The organism is Corynebacterium sp. 32222D000AT (genome assembly GCF_053546955.1).
Window position 1 is genome coordinate 131,397 of record NZ_JBPPVW010000006.1, and the last position, 16,101, is coordinate 147,497.

Annotated in this window: 15 protein-coding genes and 1 tRNA gene; 5 read left to right on the plus strand and 11 right to left on the minus strand. The window is 67.7% G+C overall.

Going from position 1 to position 16,101, the window contains the following annotated elements:
- Positions 1–26 precede the first annotated feature (26 nt).
- Genes ACEE23_RS05595 through ACEE23_RS05605 form a run of 3 tightly spaced genes read right to left on the minus strand, consistent with a single transcriptional unit; the run spans position 27 to position 3,118 of the window.
- Positions 27–1,235 (minus strand): bifunctional RNase H/acid phosphatase, encoded by a 1,209-nt coding sequence (locus ACEE23_RS05595; RefSeq protein WP_368518978.1) that lies wholly within the window; start codon positions 1,233–1,235, stop codon positions 27–29.
- Positions 1,236–1,247: 12 nt separating this feature from the next.
- Positions 1,248–1,967, minus strand: a complete 720-nt coding sequence (locus ACEE23_RS05600) for a zinc ribbon domain-containing protein (RefSeq protein WP_368518977.1) — start codon at positions 1,965–1,967, stop codon at positions 1,248–1,250.
- A 5-nt stretch (positions 1,968–1,972) separates the two neighbouring features.
- Positions 1,973–3,118 (minus strand): Nif3-like dinuclear metal center hexameric protein, encoded by a 1,146-nt coding sequence (locus tag ACEE23_RS05605; RefSeq protein WP_368518976.1) that lies wholly within the window; start codon positions 3,116–3,118, stop codon positions 1,973–1,975.
- Between the two features lie 111 nt (positions 3,119–3,229).
- Between ACEE23_RS05605 and ACEE23_RS05610 the strand changes: the two genes are divergently transcribed.
- Together ACEE23_RS05610 and ACEE23_RS05615 are read left to right on the plus strand one after the other, a co-directional pair.
- A complete protein-coding gene (locus tag ACEE23_RS05610; protein ID WP_368518975.1) occupies positions 3,230–3,724 on the plus strand; it encodes a low molecular weight protein-tyrosine-phosphatase in 495 nt (164 codons plus the stop codon).
- Positions 3,725–3,777: 53 nt separating this feature from the next.
- The gene (locus ACEE23_RS05615; RefSeq protein WP_368519405.1) at positions 3,778–4,755 is read left to right on the plus strand and encodes an SURF1 family cytochrome oxidase biogenesis protein; all 978 of its coding nucleotides are present in this window, start codon (positions 3,778–3,780) and stop codon (positions 4,753–4,755) included.
- Positions 4,756–4,823: 68 nt separating this feature from the next.
- Here the strand turns inward: ACEE23_RS05615 and ACEE23_RS05620 are convergent.
- Together ACEE23_RS05620 and ACEE23_RS05625 are read right to left on the minus strand one after the other, a co-directional pair.
- Positions 4,824–4,896, minus strand: a tRNA-Val gene (locus ACEE23_RS05620).
- Positions 4,897–4,977: 81 nt separating this feature from the next.
- Positions 4,978–5,406: a DUF3052 domain-containing protein gene (locus tag ACEE23_RS05625; RefSeq protein ID WP_409338167.1), complete on the minus strand. Its 429-nt coding sequence runs from the start codon at positions 5,404–5,406 to the stop codon at positions 4,978–4,980.
- Between the two features lie 291 nt (positions 5,407–5,697).
- Here ACEE23_RS05625 and aceE point away from each other — a divergent pair, with 291 nt between their 5' ends.
- On the plus strand, positions 5,698–8,445 hold the full coding sequence (gene aceE, locus ACEE23_RS05630; RefSeq protein WP_368518974.1) for a pyruvate dehydrogenase (acetyl-transferring), homodimeric type: 2,748 nt from the start codon (positions 5,698–5,700) through the stop codon (positions 8,443–8,445).
- A gap of 78 nt (positions 8,446–8,523) precedes the next feature.
- On the opposite strand, the gene ACEE23_RS05635 is transcribed toward aceE, so the two are convergent.
- Positions 8,524–9,537 carry an alpha/beta fold hydrolase gene (locus ACEE23_RS05635; protein WP_368518973.1) on the minus strand — a complete coding sequence of 338 codons (1,014 nt, stop codon included), beginning with the start codon at positions 9,535–9,537 and terminating at the stop codon, positions 8,524–8,526.
- A gap of 54 nt (positions 9,538–9,591) precedes the next feature.
- Here ACEE23_RS05635 and ACEE23_RS05640 point away from each other — a divergent pair, with 54 nt between their 5' ends.
- Together ACEE23_RS05640 and ACEE23_RS05645 are read left to right on the plus strand one after the other, a co-directional pair.
- The gene (locus tag ACEE23_RS05640) at positions 9,592–9,894 is read left to right on the plus strand and encodes an acyl carrier protein (RefSeq protein WP_368518972.1); all 303 of its coding nucleotides are present in this window, start codon (positions 9,592–9,594) and stop codon (positions 9,892–9,894) included.
- A complete protein-coding gene (locus ACEE23_RS05645; RefSeq protein WP_368518971.1) occupies positions 9,891–10,664 on the plus strand; it encodes an HAD-IIA family hydrolase in 774 nt (257 codons plus the stop codon). Before ACEE23_RS05640 ends, ACEE23_RS05645 begins: the two co-directional genes overlap by 4 nt.
- On the opposite strand, the gene ACEE23_RS05650 is transcribed toward ACEE23_RS05645, so the two are convergent.
- The 5 genes from ACEE23_RS05650 to ACEE23_RS05670 form a co-directional block, all read right to left on the minus strand.
- Complete coding sequence (locus ACEE23_RS05650; RefSeq protein ID WP_368518970.1) at positions 10,635–11,078, minus strand: hypothetical protein; 444 nt, start codon at positions 11,076–11,078, stop codon at positions 10,635–10,637. The genes ACEE23_RS05645 and ACEE23_RS05650 overlap by 30 nt on opposite strands.
- Positions 11,079–11,579: 501 nt before the next feature.
- Complete coding sequence (locus ACEE23_RS05655) at positions 11,580–12,395, minus strand: serine hydrolase domain-containing protein (protein ID WP_368518969.1); 816 nt, start codon at positions 12,393–12,395, stop codon at positions 11,580–11,582.
- 35 nt (positions 12,396–12,430) lie between these two features.
- Positions 12,431–13,324, minus strand: a complete 894-nt coding sequence (locus ACEE23_RS05660) for a lipase family alpha/beta hydrolase (RefSeq protein ID WP_448871367.1) — start codon at positions 13,322–13,324, stop codon at positions 12,431–12,433.
- Positions 13,325–13,475: 151 nt separating this feature from the next.
- Complete coding sequence (locus ACEE23_RS05665; RefSeq protein ID WP_368518967.1) at positions 13,476–14,567, minus strand: alkene reductase; 1,092 nt, start codon at positions 14,565–14,567, stop codon at positions 13,476–13,478.
- A gap of 28 nt (positions 14,568–14,595) precedes the next feature.
- Entirely contained in the window at positions 14,596–15,975 is a 1,380-nt protein-coding gene (locus ACEE23_RS05670) for an NAD-dependent succinate-semialdehyde dehydrogenase (RefSeq protein WP_368518966.1), read from the minus strand.
- Between the last annotated feature and the right edge of the window lie 126 nt (positions 15,976–16,101).

Here is a 16,101-nt window from a genome sequence, read left to right on the forward strand (position 1 = left end):
AGTCCGCGCGCGGGCGGGCGGGAAAATTAGCTGTGCTCCGCGCCCAGCCCGGCTAGGTGGCCGGCGTCGTTGACGCAGCGCACCAGCGCGCCGTCGTCCCAGAACTCCGCCTCGGACAGCGAGGCAAGGTCCAGGAAGAAACGCTCGAACAGGCTGGGCCCGCCGCCCAGGCCCTGCGCGACCAACGACTTGATCGGGTTGACGTGGCTGACCAGCACGATGGTCTTGCCCGCGTAACGCTTAACGAGTTTCTCCCGCGCCTGGCGCACCCGTCGGTGCAGCTGCTGGAGGGATTCCCCGCCCGGGGTGGCCACCGCGGTGTCTTTCAGCCACTTAGCGTGCAGCTGCGGGTCGCGCTCATGGGCCTCGCTGAAGGTCAGCTTCTCCCAGGCGCCGAAGTCGAGCTCGATGAGCCCGTCGTCGGTGTCCACGTCGAGGCCTAGGACCTCGCCGACGGCCCGCGCGGTTTCCTGGCACCGGCCCAGCGGGGAGGCCACCACGGCCGAGACCTGGCAGTCCTCGCCCGTACCGAAGCGGCTGGCCAGGGCCTGCGCGGCGGCCAGAGCCTGGCGGCGGCCCAGCTCGGTCAGCGGCGGGTTGGAGTGCCCGGAGTATTGCCGCAGCGCCGACATCTTGGTTTGCCCGTGGCGCAGCAGCACCAGGCGGGTGGTTTCCCCGCGCTCGCCCAGCCAGTCCCTGGGCGCCGGCCCGCCGTGCTCGGTCGTGCCCGCGGCGTCGTCATCCGTACTCGCATCGCCCTCGATGCCGCCCTTGATGCCGTCCTCGGCGCCGTCCCCGCTGCCGCCGACGATGCCGACCGCATGCCCCGCGGCCGCCGCGTCCATGGCGTCGTTGGACAGGGCGTCGGCGACCTTGTTCTTGGCGCGCGGGACCCAGGCCAGCTGGAAGTCCTCCAGGCCGGCCACCAGCTTGTGGGCCTGCATGGCCAGCTTCTGCATGTCGGGGTGCTTGATTTTCCAGCGCCCGTTCATTTGCTCGACGACGAGCTTGGAGTCCATGTAGAACTCGATCTCGCTGGCGCCCAGCTCCTGGGCGGCCTCGAGCCCGCGCAGCAGGCCGTTGTACTCGGCGACGTTATTCGTGGACTGCGTGCCAACCACGTAGGCGATGGTGCGCAGCACCTCGCGCCCGTCGGCGGCGTAGACCACCGTGCCGGAGCCGGCCACCCCGGGGTTGCCGCGGGATCCGCCGTCGGCGTAGATGATTACCTTCATGCGCGCTTCCGCCTAGGACTGCCGGATGAGGTAGGTGCCGCACTCGGGGCACTGCGGGACCTCGTCGGCCGGCGCGTTGCGCACCGCGGACTGGTCCGCCGGCGGGAGCACGATGAAGCAGCCGCCGCAGGACTTCTGCGCCTTGAACTCGGCGGCGCCGACGTTGTTTTCGGCGCGCTGGTCGTCGAAGATCCGCAGCGCCTCGCCCGGCAGCTGACCGCGCAGCTGCTCGATTTCGACGCGCGGGTCCGGCTGGTTGGCGGTCGCGGCCTGGGCGGCCTCGGCGGCGCGGCGGGCGACCTCGAGCTTGCGGGCGGCCTCGTCGCGCTGCGCTCCCTGCGAGTCGCGGTTGTTGCGCAGGGCGTGGATCTCGTTGTGGGCTTCCTGCAGCTCGCTCATCAAGTCGGCGATGCGCGACTTCGCCGCGTAGCGGTCATGCTCCAGGTCGCGGCGCTTGTCCGGCTCCAGCTCGGCGGACAGCTGCTTGCGGTCGTCGCGCTCGCGGGCGCGCAGCTTGCGCTCGTCGGCCTGGATGCGCAGGATCTCATTTTCCATATCGTCCACGGCCATCTGGGCGGACCCGGCGGAATCCACCAGGCGGGCGTACTCGCGCTCGGCGGTGGCCAGCTCCTCCTGCTCCGGGCTCTGGCGCTCCTCGGCGCCAAAATCGACGGCGCGCTGCAGGTTGGCCAGCTTCAGCAGCACGGCTTGGCTTTCTGGTTGCAGCTTCATGTCCTTTATTCTCCTTCCGAATGTAGCGACACGGTCCACGGGTCGGTGCGAATTTTTAGGACTTCGCAGTCTAGCCCGGTCTTCTCGGCGACCAAGTCGCGGGCCTGGTAAGTCCAAGGGAACTCGCTGGCCCAGTGCGCGGTGTCGATGACCGCGGGGCCGCCGGCGCGCAGGTGCTCGTCGACGGGGTGGTGCCGCAGATCCGAGGTCACGTAAACGTCGACGCCTAGTTTAGCCGCCTGGTCCAGGAAGCTATCGCCGGCACCGGAGCTCACGGCCACGGTCTGGACGAGCTGGTCCGGATCCCCGGCCGCGCGCACGCCCCAGACGGTCTCCGGCAGGGCGTTGGCCACCTGCTGGGTAAACTCCCGCAGCGTCATCGGCTCCGGCAGGCGGCCGACCCGCCCCAGGCCGCAGGCCTGTTCCAGGTCCGCCGGTTTGGCGGACTCGACGACGTCGAAGGCCGGGACCTCGTAGGGGTGGGCATCGATAAGCGCGGCCTGGATGGCGCGGCGCCGGGACGAAGGCGCGACGAACTCGACGCGGGTTTCGGCCCCGCGGTGGAGGGTGCCGACCTCGCCTTCGGTGGGGTTGGCCCCCGGCAGGGGCTCGAACTGGCCGGTGCCGGCGATGTCGAAGGAGCAGGCGCGGTAGTTGCCAATCTGGCCCGCCCCGGCGGCAAAGAGGGCCTCCTTGACGCGGTCGGCATCGCCGGCCGGCACGTGCACGCCCCACTTGTCCATGACGTCTGGGTCCTTGACCACGATGGGCCGGCCGGGTTCAATGCCGACCAGTTCGGCCAGCTTGTCGTTGACGCCGGGGCGGGCGGAGTCGGCGTTGGTGTGGGCGGCATACAGGGCCACGCCCCCGCTGAGCAGGGTGTGGACGACCTTGCCCTTCGGCGTGTTCGCGGCCACCGAGGTCACCCCGCGCAGCAGCAGCGGGTGGTGGACGACGAGCAGCTGCGCGCCGGCATCGACAGCCGCCTGGGCAACCTCGAGCGTGCAATCCAGCGCGAAGGCCACCTTGCTCACCGGCGCGTCCGGGTCGCCGCAGACTAGCCCGACGGCATCCCATTTTTCCGCCAGCGCCGGCGGGTAGGCCGAATCCAGGTGGTGGCAGACTTCTCCCACGGTGGCCGTAGTGGTCATACTTTTTATGCTCCTTTAGCGTTGGCAGGTCCTAACGGTATATCCTAACTGCGTTCTACGGTTGTGTAAGCAGCCCCCGCAAATCGAGCTAAAGGTGAGAATTCCCCGCTGATGGTTGTTTCTGAGACTGATCCCCGCCTCCACATCGTCTTCGTCTGCACGGGCAATATCTGCCGCTCCCCCATGGCCGAGGTCATCATCCACGACTCCGTGGAGTCCGCCGGGCTTGACGATGCCGCCCGCATCACCTCCTGCGGCCTCGGCGGCTGGCACGTCGGCCAGGGCGCCGACAAGCGCGCCATCGCCGAGCTGCGCCGCGGCGGCTACGACGGCAGCTCCCACCGCGCCAGCCAGCTCTCCGCCGAGGACCTGGACGCCGATCTCATCGTCGCCCTGGATACCGGGCACCGGGAGACCCTGCGCCAGCAGGCGCCGGACCCGGACAAGGTCGTGCTGCTGCGCGATTTCGACCCGGAGTCCGCCCCGGATTCCTCGGTGGCCGATCCCTTCTACGGCGACGAGGAGGATTTCGCCCGCACCCGCCAGGCCATCGAGGCCGCCGCCGACGGGCTCATGGCTTGGATTCGCGACCATGCCCGTGACTAGACTGGGTATCTGTGGGTACTCGGACTAAGCAGACTGCACCGGACAGCGAGCCGGTGCGCGCGCGGCAGCAGACGTCGTGGTGGAAGACTTTCCTCAAGCCCAGCTGGGTTTTCCTGCTGCTGTTCGTGATCGTGTTTTCCTACCTGGCCTTCACGGTGCTAGCACCCTGGCAGCTGGGCAAGGACGACGACATCGTCGAGCGCAACGAGCACATCACCGCCGCCTACGAGAAGGACCCCGTCCCCGCCGACGAGATCCTGGACGAAAACGGCGCCATCGCCGGCGGCGAGGAATGGTCGCGCGTTATCCTGCGCGGGCGCTACATACCCGACGACGAGGTGCTGGTGCGCCTGCGGCCGGTAGCCTCCGGGCCTTCCTACCAGTCCCTGGTCCCCTTCCGCACCGACGGCGGCCAGACCATCTTGGTCAACCGCGGCTGGGTCCCGGCCGGTGAGGCCAACGCCGTGCCCGAGATCGCCCCCGCCCCTAGCGGCCCGCAGGAGGTCGTGGGCATGGTCCGCCAGCACGAGGCCGAGCATTCCTCCGCCCCCGTCGAGCGCGACGGCTACCCCCAGGTCTATTCCATCAACCCGCCCCAGGTCGGCGAGCTTATCGATGCCGACCTCGGCGCCGACTACGTCCAACTGACCGAAGATCAGCCGGGCGTGCTCAACCCCATCCCGATCCCGCAGATGGACCGCGGCAACCACCTGTCCTACGGCTTCCAGTGGATTGCCTTCGGCATCATGGCCCCGCTGGGCCTGGGCTATTTCGTCTGGGCCGAAATCCGCGAGCGGCGCCGCGTCCGCGACGAGGAGGCCGAGATGGCCCAGCTCGACGCCGCCGAGGAACACGCTGCCCCCGCCGCCGGCTCGGCCACTGGGTCGGCCGCAGCTGCCGAGCCGGAGACCGCGGATTCGAAGGCCGAGGCCGCTGCCGAAGCCCACGAGCGCCGCATGCGCGCCCGCTACGGCGACTCCAAGCCGGACTTCTACTCGAAGTTCGCGAAGCGGAACAAGGAACGCTTCTAGCGCGGTTCCGGCACCGCCCCACAGACGCGAACAACGCCCTCCCGGGTTCGGGAGGGCGTTGTTTTCTGTGCGGCCTACAGGGCTCGAACCTGTGACCTATTGGGTGTAAACCAATTGCTCTTCCAGCTGAGCTAAAGCCGCAATGCGCGAAAAGCGCTTTACAAAGACTAGCCCGCCGCCGCGAGCTAGCGCAAATTGACCCCGCCAGCTGGCGGGGCGGCCTTATTTCTTGGTGTAGCCGCGGCCGACCAGGCAGCTGCCCTGCCAGTCACCCAGGCGCTCGGCCTTGGTCTGGACCAAGCCGGCCTGCTGGGCGGACTCGGAGATTTCGCCTGGGGCGACGGTGCCCGGCTTGCCGGCGCCCGGGGTCAGCAGCCAGATGACCCCACCCTCGCCCAGCGGGCGCAGCGAGTCCACCAGGCCGTCGACCAGGTCCCCGTCGCCGTCGCGCCACCACAGCACGACGGCGTCACACAGTTCGTCATTTTCTTCTTCGAGGAAGTCTTCCCCGATGACGTCTTCGACGGATTCCGAGATTGCCGGATCGCAATCCTCGTCCCATCCGAGCTCTAGGGCAACCATGCCTTTGTCGATGCCCAGCATCTTCGCGTAGTCAGCATGGTCGTTGGTTACGCCCGCAGCGTCCGCCACTGAAATTGTCCTCCTGTGTGTGTAGGGTCCTGGCGCTTCACCAGGCTGTGTCAGGTAGCACTCTACCGCTTAATACTGCAGTTTTCTCACTGTCGCCCTAATTGTGCCCTAGTTGCGGCTTCCCACTCTTCCCAGCGCGGAACTTAACAGGCTTCACAGTTTCGCCATTCCCACTGCACAGCGCGGCAAATATTTGGTGCGGCGGGATTTGCAACGGCCCGGCCCGCGCGCGCGGAGATAAAGCGCGTATTCTGGACGGCAAAGTGCTTAACTTACTTCAGGAGGCTTTTAATGGCTGAAAAGGACGCCCTGCAGGGGGACTCCAACTTCCCGCTGATTCGCGACGGCGTCGCGTCTTACCTGCACGATAAGGACCCGGAAGAAACCCGCGAGTGGATGCAGTCCCTCGACGGCCTGCTGGACTCTTCCGATCCGGAACGCGCCCGCTACCTCATGCTCCGCCTGTTGGAGCGCGCCACCGCTAAGCGCGTGCAGCTGCCCGCGCTGACCTCGACGGACTTCGTCAACACCATCCCGACCTCGCTGGAGCCGGAGTTCCCGGGCGACGAGGAGCTGGAGAAGCGCTACCGCCGCTGGATCCGCTGGAACGCCGCCATCATGGTGCACCGCGCGCAGCGCCCGGGCATCGGCGTGGGCGGCCACATCTCCACCTACGCTGGCGCGGCCCCGCTCTACGAGGTCGGCCTGAACCACTTCTTCAAGGGCAAGGATGATCCGTCCGGCGGCGACCAGATCTTCTTCCAAGGCCACGCATCGCCGGGCATGTACGCCCGCGCCTACCTGGAAGGCCGCCTGTCCGAGGAGGACCTGGACGGCTTCCGCCAGGAGGTCTCCCGCGGCAAGGGCGAGGGCCTGCCTTCCTACCCGCACCCGCGCCTGATGCCCTGGTTCTGGGAGTTCCCGACCGTGTCCATGGGTCTGGGCCCGGCCAACGCCATCTACCAGGCTCGCTTCAACAAGTACCTGGAGCAGCGCGGCATCAAGGACACCTCCAAGCAGCACGTCTGGGCCTTCCTGGGCGACGGCGAGATGGACGAGCCCGAGTCCCGCGGCCTGCTGCAGATGGCCTCGCTCTACGAGCTGGACAACCTGACCTTCGTGGTCAACTGCAACCTGCAGCGCCTGGACGGCCCGGTCCGCGGCAACACCCAGATCATCCAGGAGCTGGAGTCCTTCTTCCGCGGCGCCGGCTGGTCCGTCATCAAGGTCATCTGGGGCCGCGGCTGGGACAAGCTGCTCGAGGCCGACAAGGATGGCGCCCTGGTCAACGTCATGAACACCACCTCCGACGGCGACTACCAGACCTTCAAGGCTAACGATGGCGCCTACGTCCGCGAGCACTTCTTCGGCCGCGACGAGCGCACACTGAAGCTGGTCGAGGATCTCTCCGACGACGAGATCTGGTCCCTGCGCCGCGGCGGCCACGACTACCGCAAGATCTACGCCGCCTACGCGCAGGCGCTGGACAACCACGGCACCGGCAAGCCGACCGTCATCCTGGCCCACACCATTAAGGGCTACGGCCTGGGCCACAACTTCGAAGGCCGCAACGCCACCCACCAGATGAAGAAGCTGACGCTGGAGGATCTGAAGCTCTTCCGCGACAAGCAGGACATCCCGATCTCCGACGAGGAGCTGGAAAAGGATCCGTACCTGCCGCCGTACTTCCACCCGGGCAACGACGCCCCGGAGGTCAAATACATGCTGGAGCGCCGCAAGGAGCTCGGTGGCTTCCTGCCGGAGCGCCGCGTGGACTACACCCCGCTGAAGGTGCCGGAGCTGTCCAAGCTGCGGTCCGTGATGAAGGGCTCCGGCAAGCAGGAGGTGGCCACCACCATGGCGCTGGTGCGTACCTTCAAGGAGCTCATGCGCGACAAGGAGCTGGGCAAGCGCGTCGTGCCGATCATCCCGGACGAGGCCCGCACCTTCGGCATGGACTCCTGGTTCCCGACGCTGAAGATCTGGAACCCGCGCGGCCAGAACTACGTGCCGGTGGACCACGACCTGATGCTGTCCTACCGCGAGGCCACCGACGGCCAGATCCTGCACGAGGGCATCTCCGAGGCCGGCGCGTCCGCCAGCTTCACCGCGGCGGCGACCTCGTACGCCACCCAGGGTGAGCCGATGATCCCGCTGTACATCTTCTACTCGATGTTCGGCTTCCAGCGCACTGGCGACGCCTTCTGGGCCGTCGCCGACCAGATGGGCCGAGGCTTCCTCATCGGTGCGACCGCCGGCCGCACCACCCTGACTGGTGAGGGCCTGCAGCACATGGACGGCCACTCCCCGATCCTGGCCTCGACCAACCCGGCCATCATCTCCTACGATCCGGCGTTCAGCTTCGAGGTGGCCCACCTGGTCCACCGCGGCATCGAGCGCATGTACGGCGAGGGCGAGGGCGAAAACGTCATCTACTACCTCACCGTCTACAACGAGCCGGTCCACCAGCCGGCCGCTCCGGAGGACCTGGACGTCGAGGGCCTGCACGGCGGTATCTACCACTACAACACCGCCGAGGACGGCTCCCTGCCGGCCAACATCCTGGCTTCCGGCGTGGGCGTGCACGAGGCGCTGCGCGCCCAGGAGATCCTGGCCCGCGACTACGACGTCAAGGCCAAGCTGTTCTCCGTGACCTCCTGGTCCGAGCTGGCTCGCGATGGCGCCCGCCGCAACCAGGAGGCCCTGCGCACCGGCAGCGAGCCGACCGAGGCTTTCGCCACCAAGCAGCTCAAGGACCACGAGGGCCCGTTCGTCGGCGTGTCCGACTTCGCCACGGACCTGCAGGAGCAGATTCGCCCCTACGTGCCGGGCACCTACATCGTGCTGGGCGCGGACGGCTTCGGTTTCTCCGATACCCGCGAGGCCGCACGCCGCTACTTCAACACCGACGCCGAGTCCATCGTCGTCGCTGTCCTGGAGGGCCTGGCCCGCGACGGCAAGGTTGACCGCGACGTGGTGAAGAAGGCCGCCAGCGACCTCAAGCTGGACGACCCGACTAGCACCACCCCGAGCGAGTAAACCGCCAACAAAGCCCCACTTCCTAGCGCCTCAACGCGCTGCAGGAGGTGGGGCTTCGTGCTGCCTAAAGGTAAAAGGCTAGCAGTCGCTATGGGCGTCGAGGAGGCGGCCTAAGCACTCGGCGACCTTCTCCGGCTCTTCCAGGATGACCATGTGCCCGGACTCGTCCACGACCTCGAGGTCGGCCTGCGGCCAGTGGTTCAGGATGACCTCGGACTGGCTGCGCGGGGTCACGATGTCCAGCTCGCCGACGACGACGGTGCCCGGCAGGCCGGACAGCCGCTGCTGCGCGGCGAATTCGCGGTGCTCCAGCAGGTCGTCGAAGAAGCCGACGAAGGAATCCAGCGGGGTATCCAACAGCATCGCGGCGTGGAATTGGATGCGCTCCATCCGCGGGAATCCCGCCGCCAGCAGCGCCAGCACGGGCGCGGCGAACTGGGCGACCTCGTAGCGCATGATGTTCATCTTCTCCGGCAGGCGGTTGCAGGCCTTGTACAGCCCGTGCATCAGCGCCGAGTTCAGCACCAGGGCCACCCCGCGCGCGGAGAAGCGGCGCATGGAGGTCGAGACCAGCAATGCGCTATCGATGCGCCCGTAGGTCTTCTCGTCGCAGCGCCGGATCAGGTTGAGCGCGACCATCCCGCCCAGGGAGTGCCCGACGATGACCAGCCGGCCCTGCGGGGCGCGCTCGCGCACGACGGCGAGCACGTCGTCGGCCGCCGAGCTAATCGAGCAGTCCTCGCTGGGCACCGTGGCGGACTGGCCGTGCCCGCGCAGGTCGACCAGGAGGCTTTTGACCCGCGGGTAGTGCTCGCGCAGGTAGTCGACCTGCTCGTAGAAGCTCTCGGCGGCCAGGGTGTAGCCGTGGATGAAGACGACGGTGACGTCGGCATCGTCAGCGCCTGCCTCATACCAGGCGATATCGATGCCGTTGCCCGTGCTGGTCCCCTCCGCTAGCAGGTGGGTAAGCCCCGGCGCCGTGCGGTGATCGTGCAGTTGCTCGTAGGCTTTGCGCAGCTGCCGGCGGCCGGACGGCAGGAACCGCTTGCCCCAACTGCGAGCGATGATCTCGGCCTGGTATCTCCTTCTCATGTCGACTAAATATCCTATCCGAACCGCCGCGTTTAACCTACTAGACTAGGTCCCATGGCCAACGATCTCACCGCGCAACTTCAGGCGCACTTTTCCTCCGGCCCGGCCGAGGAGTCTTCTTCCCCGGCGGGCGACACCTACGGCGAGCTGTGCCAGCTCATCGAATCGGTCACGGGGGTGGATGCCGACGACATCGAGCGCGATAAGCCGCTGACGGACGTCGACCTGCGCTCGCTGACGATGATCGAGCTGACCGTCAAGGCCGAAGAAAAATTCAAGGTCCGACTCGACGAAGAGACCGTGCTGGGCTTTTCGACCGTCGGCGATTTCGTGAACTATGTGGAGCAACACCGATGATTTCTTACCTGTCTGACATGGACGGCGTGCTCATCCGCGAAGGCGAGATGGTCCCTGGCGCCGACCGCTTTCTGCAGGCCCTCTACGACAACGGCATCGAGTTCATGGTGCTGACGAACAACTCCATGTCCACGCCGCGGGACCTGTCCGCGCGGCTGGCGAATACGGGCCTGCGCATCCCGCCGGAGCGCATCTGGACCTCGGCGACCGCGACCGCGACCTTCCTGTCCACGCAGGTCAAGGACGGCACCGCTTATGTCATCGGCGAGTCCGGGCTGACCACCGCCCTGCACGAGGCCGGCTGGATCCTCACCGACGCGGACCCCGAGTTCGTCGTGCTGGGCGAGACCCGCACCTATTCTTTCGAGGCGATCACCACCGCCATCAACCTGATCCGGGGCGGCTCCCGGTTCATCGCCACCAACCCGGACGTGACCGGGCCCGCCCCGCAGGGCGTGCTGCCGGCCACGGGTTCGGTCGCCGCGCTGATCACGACGGCCACGGGCCGCGAGCCCTACTACGTCGGCAAGCCAAACCCGGTGATGATGCGCTCGGCGCTCAACCACATCGGCGCCCACTCGGAAGACACCGTCATGGTAGGCGATCGCATGGATACCGACGTCAAGGCCGGCATCGAGGCGGGCCTGCGCACCGTGTTGGTGCGTTCCGGCATTACTGACGATGCCGAAATCACCCGCTATCCCTTCCGCCCCACCGCGGTCAAGGACTCGGTCGCCGACCTAGCCGGAAACGTCCTCGAACCCTTCTAGCTGCGCGCTAAAGCCGTGAGCGCGCGCCAGCTGGCTCATCTCCGCGGCGAAGGCCACCAGCTCCGCGCGGGTGCCAGTCAGCACCTGCCGGCAGCCGACCCCGCAGGGCGTGCCAGTGGCTCGGCCGGCGGCCAGCGCGACGATATTGTCGCCGGGGTAGTCCTTGTGCCAGCGGGTGCACCACTGGGCGGTCAAGGGGTCGTCGCCGGGCACGACGAATTCGGACTCGGACTCGATGACGCGCGCCATCAGGTCCTCGACCACGGGCCGCAGGCGCACGGGCATGCCCGAAATCCGCAGGACCGTAGTCAACGTCGCGGCCGTTCGCGGCGCGACCCCGATGGGGCCGGCCGGCCAAGTAGTGGCATCCGCCGAAGATGCGGCGATGCCGGTGGGTGTTACGCATGTACTCAAAGCCGAATCTCCTCCGCGGAGTAGCCCCGCCACCGACGCCCTCCCCGGCACGGATAGGCCGTGCCGCGCCCGCACCGCTGCGCTATGCCGGGTGCAAAAAGCTGCGCGCTGGCAGGTGGAAATCCCTCGCGGAATCCCTGCGGAATCTCCTACCGGAAATCCCCGCGGAACCACCTAGCGGAATTTCTCAGCGGAACCTCCTGCCAGAAACGCGCAACCGGGGCGTCGTTTAGTGGCGCAAGACGAGCATCGTCTTCCCCAACGAACTCGAATGCGTTACCTGACTTAGTCTCCCCTCACACCCGTCACATCAGCAACTCTAAACCACTACTTCAATCCCCCGTTTACTCAACCTCAAGTACAACTTGAACCCCACAGGTTGCGGGGGCTCCGGCACGGGGTCCCCGCCGCGGGGCTCGAGCTTCTGGGCTCGCTTTCCGGCGCGGGGTTCAGGCTCCGGCCTCAGGGCACAGCTTCGCGGCCCCACGGTCCGCCCGGCGTCTAGTTCCGCTGTCCGGTCAGCTCGGCGTAGATCGCCGCGTTGGTCTCGGCCCACAGCGGCTTGGCCCAGTCGCCGAAGTCGCGGTCGGTCAGCGCCACCATAGCGTGTTCTCCCGCCACCCAGAGGTAGGTGCCCGACATCCCGAAGTGCCCGGCGGTCTCCTTCGGCATGTTCGCGCCGGTCCAGTGCGGGTCCTTGGTCCCCCGCAGCTCGAAGCCCAGACCCCACGGGCAGGGCTTGTGCATCCCGTAGCCGGGCACGATGCCGCGCAGCTCCGGAAACTGGACCGTCCGCATCTCCTCCACGGACGACGGGTCCAACAGCTGTGGGGTGAGCACCTCGCGCGCGAAGGCGGCCAGGTCATCGACGGTAGAAACCAGCCCGTGCCCGGCCGAGCCCTCCAGCGCGGTATCGTGCATGCCCAGCGGCTCGAGCACTCCCTCGCGCAGGTAGTCGGCGAAATCCATCTCCGCCGCCGCGCCTACGGTCTCGGCCGCCCACTCGTAGCCGGCTGAGGAATAGATGCGCCGCTCGCCCACCGGCTTCTGCGGCTCGCGGGAGTCAAAGCCCACCCCGGAGGCGTGCGCGAGCAGGTGGCGCAGCGTCGAGCCTTCCGGCCCGGCGGCCTGGTCGAGCTCGACTGCGCCCTCCTCGACGGCGAGCATCACCCCGTAGGCGACGACGAGCTTGGTCACCGACGCCACCGGATACCGCCGGGAAGTATCCCCTACCACATCAACGACCTCGCCGCCGCGCAGCACCTGCGCCGCAACGTTGTCGACGGGCCACTGGTCAAGATGTTCACGCAGACTCATGCCTTCCCAGCGTACCGTCGCCCGGCTGCTGAAGCTTATGCGCTGCAGGCAGCGGCATCGGGCTGCTCGCCGTCGGCGCGCTGCAGGCCCCACAGGATGAGCGCCCGGGCGGATTCGTCGCGCGGCAGCTGCGCGTGCTCCGGCGTCGTACCACAGGTTTCGCCCAGGTCGACGTTGACGACGTCCGCGCCCGCAACGGCCTCCAGCTGCGACGAGCTGTTCGGAGTCACCGTCTTGTCCGCCGGCGAGTAAATCGAGGTGTATTTCACGCCCGCGGTGGAATCCGGCAGGGCGTTGAGCTTTTCGATAAACGGCGAGCCAATCACCTGCTGAATCGCGGCCGTGGAGGCCAGAAAGCGCGCCAGGTTCGGCACCGCGGTGATAATCGGCCCGAGGAAGTCCAGCGCCCCGCCCAGCGTGGTGCCGTGGTAATTGCCGCCGATGGCCACCACCCGCGCCACCGATGCCTCGTCGCCGTAGATCTGCTCATAAGTCTTGGTGTGCATCCCGCCCTGGCTGTGCCCGACGAGGTTGATCTTCTCGGCGCCGGTGGCCTGGCGTACGTAGCGGATCTGCTCGGCGACCTCCCGGCCGGAGGCGTCTAGGTCCCCGATAGCCTTCAGGGACGGGATGGCGTTTTGCAGGGTGACGTCGTCGGCGCCGTAGTCGAAGGCCCACACGCACATGCCGGCGTCCTGCAGCTGCGGGATGAGGCTCTCCCAGTTGCTGGCGTTGTCCGAGGTGCCGTGGAGCAGCACGACGGGCTCGTCCACCTCGCCGGTCGGCTGGCAGGTCGGGTCGTTGATGCCGAAGCTATCGTCCACCGAGGTCTCATACGGCGCTGCCGATGCCCCAGCCGCCTGCCCGGCCCCCGCCGCCAGGGTGGCGGCCATGACGGCAGCCACCACTGCCCCACGCTGTGTGCGCATAATGCGTCCTTTCCCAGAAAATAAGCTGAATAAAAATGCAACTTATCCTATCTCCTGGGAAGCCCGCCGGCAGGCTGGGACAGCGGATCGTGACCGATGTCATGCGCCTGCCATGCGTCAGAGTCAGCCGCGGCGGATCACGCCGCACGCGCTAGTCTGCGAAGGGGTAATCCGTGTACCCGTGGGCGCCGTCGGCGTAGAAGGTGGCCTGCTCCGGGGTGTTGAGCGCCAATCCTTCCTTCCAGCGGCGCACGATGTCCGGGTTGCCGATGATTTCGCGCCCCACCGAGACGGCATCGACGTAGTCGAGCCGCTGCATGGCCTCGGCGTCGGGCAGCTCGGTCAGCTGGGCGAACCCGTTGTTCATCAGCACGCGCGTGCGCCCGTTGCGGCGGGTGCGCCCAGCCAAGTCGGCGACCAGCTCGTCGGCCGGGTCGCCGTGCAGGATGGACACGTAGGCCACCTCGAGCTCGGCCAGCTCGTCGACGAAGCGGCCGTAGACCTCCGCCACGTCCGCGCGATCGTCTTCAATAACGCCCTGCACGTTGTGCTCCGGGGAAATGCGCACGCCGACGCGGTCTGCGCCGATCTCCTCGACGACTGCCCGGGCGACGGCCAGCGGGAAGCGCAACCGGCCCTCCACGCTGCCGCCGAAATCATCCGTGCGCTGGTTGGACGACGGCGCCAGGAACTCGTGCAGCAGGTAGCCGTTGGCGTTGTGGATCTCGATTCCGTCGACGCCGGCATCGACAGCCCGGCGCGCCGCCGCCCGGAAATCGCCCACGATGCGCTCCAGCTCCGCGGCCTCCAGCTCCCGCGGGGTCAGCGCGTCCTGCTTGCCGTCGAAGGTGTGGATCTGGGTGCCGGAGCAAATCGCGGACGGGGCCACCGGATCCGCCCCCTCGGTCAGGTTCGGGTGGCAGACGCGGCCGCCGTGCATGACCTGCATAAACATCACGCCGTCGGCGGCGTGGACGGCCTCGGCGACGTGCTGCCAGCCGGCCTGCTGGGCATCGTTAGTGATGCCGGCCTGGCCGGGGAAGGCGCGCGAGTCCAGCGACGGGAAGACCCCCTCGGTCACGATGAGCCCCAGCGATGCCCGCTGCGCGTGGTACTGCGTGTGCAGCTCGGTCGGCACGCCGCTGCGCCCAGCGCGCTGGCGGGTCATGGCGGCCATCGTGATGCGGTTGGACAGGGTGTGGCGCCCGAGTTCCAGGGGCGCGAAAAGATTCGAAGACTCCATGTGGGAGCAAACTTCGCAACCTTAGAATTTATTCCTTTTCATTCACGTAGAAGGTTTGCTTGTTGACAAACTCGTCCATGGCCAGCGGCGAGAGCTCGCGCCCGTAGCCGGAATTCTTGATCCCGCCGAAGGGCAGCTCCGGGGCCGAGGCCTGCGGGATGTTGACGTGAATCATGCCGGTCTCGATCTGGGAGGCCACGTGCTTGGCGCGCTCCTCGTCCGCGGAGAAGACGGCCCCGCCCAGGCCGTAGCGGGAGTCGTTGGCCAGCGCGATGGCCTCCTCCTCGCTGCCGACGCGGTAGATTTCGGCCACCGGCCCGAAAAACTCGGTGTAGTAGGACTCCGAGCCGACCGGCACGTCCGTGAGCACCGCCGGGGAGTAGTAGGCGCCGACCTCGGCCAGCTCGCCGCCGACGTGCAGCGTGGCGCCGGCCTCCACGGCCTCCTTGACCTGCTGGTCCAGGGTCTCGGCCGCCGCGCGCGAGGACAGCGGGTAGTACTTGCCCTCGGCCCCGTCCAACGGGTCGCCAGGCTCGTACTGCTTCGCGATGCGCACCATCTCCGCCACGAAGTCATCGTAGATGTCGTCTAGGACGATGATGCGCTTGTTCGAGGTGCAGGCCTGGCCGGTGTTCGCCAGGCGCTTGTCCCAGGCCTGGCGGGCGGCGGCCGGGATGTCGGCGGCGTCCAGCACGATGTAGGCGTCGGTGCCGCCCAGCTCCAGCACGCACTTCTTCAGCGCCTTGCCGGCCTGCGCGGCCACGGCCGAGCCGGCGCGCTCCGAGCCGGTCAGGGAGACCCCGCGTACCCGCGGGTCGGCGATGATCGTCGAGACCTGGTCGTGGGTGGCGTAGAGGTTAATGAACGCGCCCTCGGGCAGCCCGGCCTCGGTGAGGATCTGGGCGAACGCCGCCGAGGAGCGCGGGCAGATTTCGGCGTGCTTGAGCAGGATCGTGTTGCCCACCATCAGGTTCGGCGCGGCGAACCGGGCGACCTGGTAGTACGGGAAGTTCCACGGCATGACGCCGAGCAGCGGGCCCACCGGCAGGCGGCGCATGATGGCGGTGCCGCCGCTGTGCGGGATCTTTTCGTCCTGGGCGAACGCGGCGCCGTTGTCGGCGTAGTAGTCCAGGATCTTGGCGGAGTACTTCACCTCGCCGATGCCGGAGCCCAGCTCCTTGCCCATCTCGGTCGCGGCGATTTCGGCGAGCTCCGGCGCGCGCTCGCGCAGCAGGTTCGCGGCGTTCTTGAGGACCTTCGCGCGCTCATCGAAGCTGGTCTGGCGCCAGTGCTGGAAGGCGTCGGTCGAGTCGGTGATCGCCTGCCCGATGGCGGCATCGGTGGCGAACTCGAAGGTCTGCTCGATTTCGTCGGTCTTGGGATTCTGAACGCGGTAGTTCTGTGACATACCCCGAGTCTAGGTATCACCTCGGCCCGTGTCACCCGTCTCGGTGGCCGCCGTGGGCTCTACCGTCTCGGTCTGGGTGGCCGTGGGCTCGGCGGTCTGGGTGGCCGGCGCCTGTCCGCCCTGCCC

What these genes read in the sequence shown, in the direction of transcription:
- ACEE23_RS05665 (WP_368518967.1), bottom strand. Translation starts at nt 14,567, where the DNA reads ATGGAGTCTTCGAATCTTTTCGCGCCCCTGGAACTCGGGCGCCACACC.
- ACEE23_RS05655 (WP_368518969.1), bottom strand. Translation starts at nt 12,395, where the DNA reads ATGAGTCTGCGTGAACATCTTGACCAGTGGCCCGTCGACAACGTTGCG.
- ACEE23_RS05605 (WP_368518976.1), bottom strand. Translation starts at nt 3,118, where the DNA reads ATGACCACTACGGCCACCGTGGGAGAAGTCTGCCACCACCTGGATTCG.
- ACEE23_RS05645 (WP_368518971.1), top strand. Translation starts at nt 9,891, where the DNA reads ATGATTTCTTACCTGTCTGACATGGACGGCGTGCTCATCCGCGAAGGC.
- ACEE23_RS05600 (WP_368518977.1), bottom strand. Translation starts at nt 1,967, where the DNA reads ATGAAGCTGCAACCAGAAAGCCAAGCCGTGCTGCTGAAGCTGGCCAAC.
- aceE (WP_368518974.1), top strand. Translation starts at nt 5,698, where the DNA reads ATGGCTGAAAAGGACGCCCTGCAGGGGGACTCCAACTTCCCGCTGATT.
- ACEE23_RS05595 (WP_368518978.1), bottom strand. Translation starts at nt 1,235, where the DNA reads ATGAAGGTAATCATCTACGCCGACGGCGGATCCCGCGGCAACCCCGGG.
- ACEE23_RS05640 (WP_368518972.1), top strand. Translation starts at nt 9,592, where the DNA reads ATGGCCAACGATCTCACCGCGCAACTTCAGGCGCACTTTTCCTCCGGC.
- ACEE23_RS05670 (WP_368518966.1), bottom strand. Translation starts at nt 15,975, where the DNA reads ATGTCACAGAACTACCGCGTTCAGAATCCCAAGACCGACGAAATCGAG.
- ACEE23_RS05635 (WP_368518973.1), bottom strand. Translation starts at nt 9,537, where the DNA reads ATGAGAAGGAGATACCAGGCCGAGATCATCGCTCGCAGTTGGGGCAAG.
- ACEE23_RS05610 (WP_368518975.1), top strand. Translation starts at nt 3,230, where the DNA reads ATGGTTGTTTCTGAGACTGATCCCCGCCTCCACATCGTCTTCGTCTGC.
- ACEE23_RS05660 (WP_448871367.1), bottom strand. Translation starts at nt 13,324, where the DNA reads ATGCGCACACAGCGTGGGGCAGTGGTGGCTGCCGTCATGGCCGCCACC.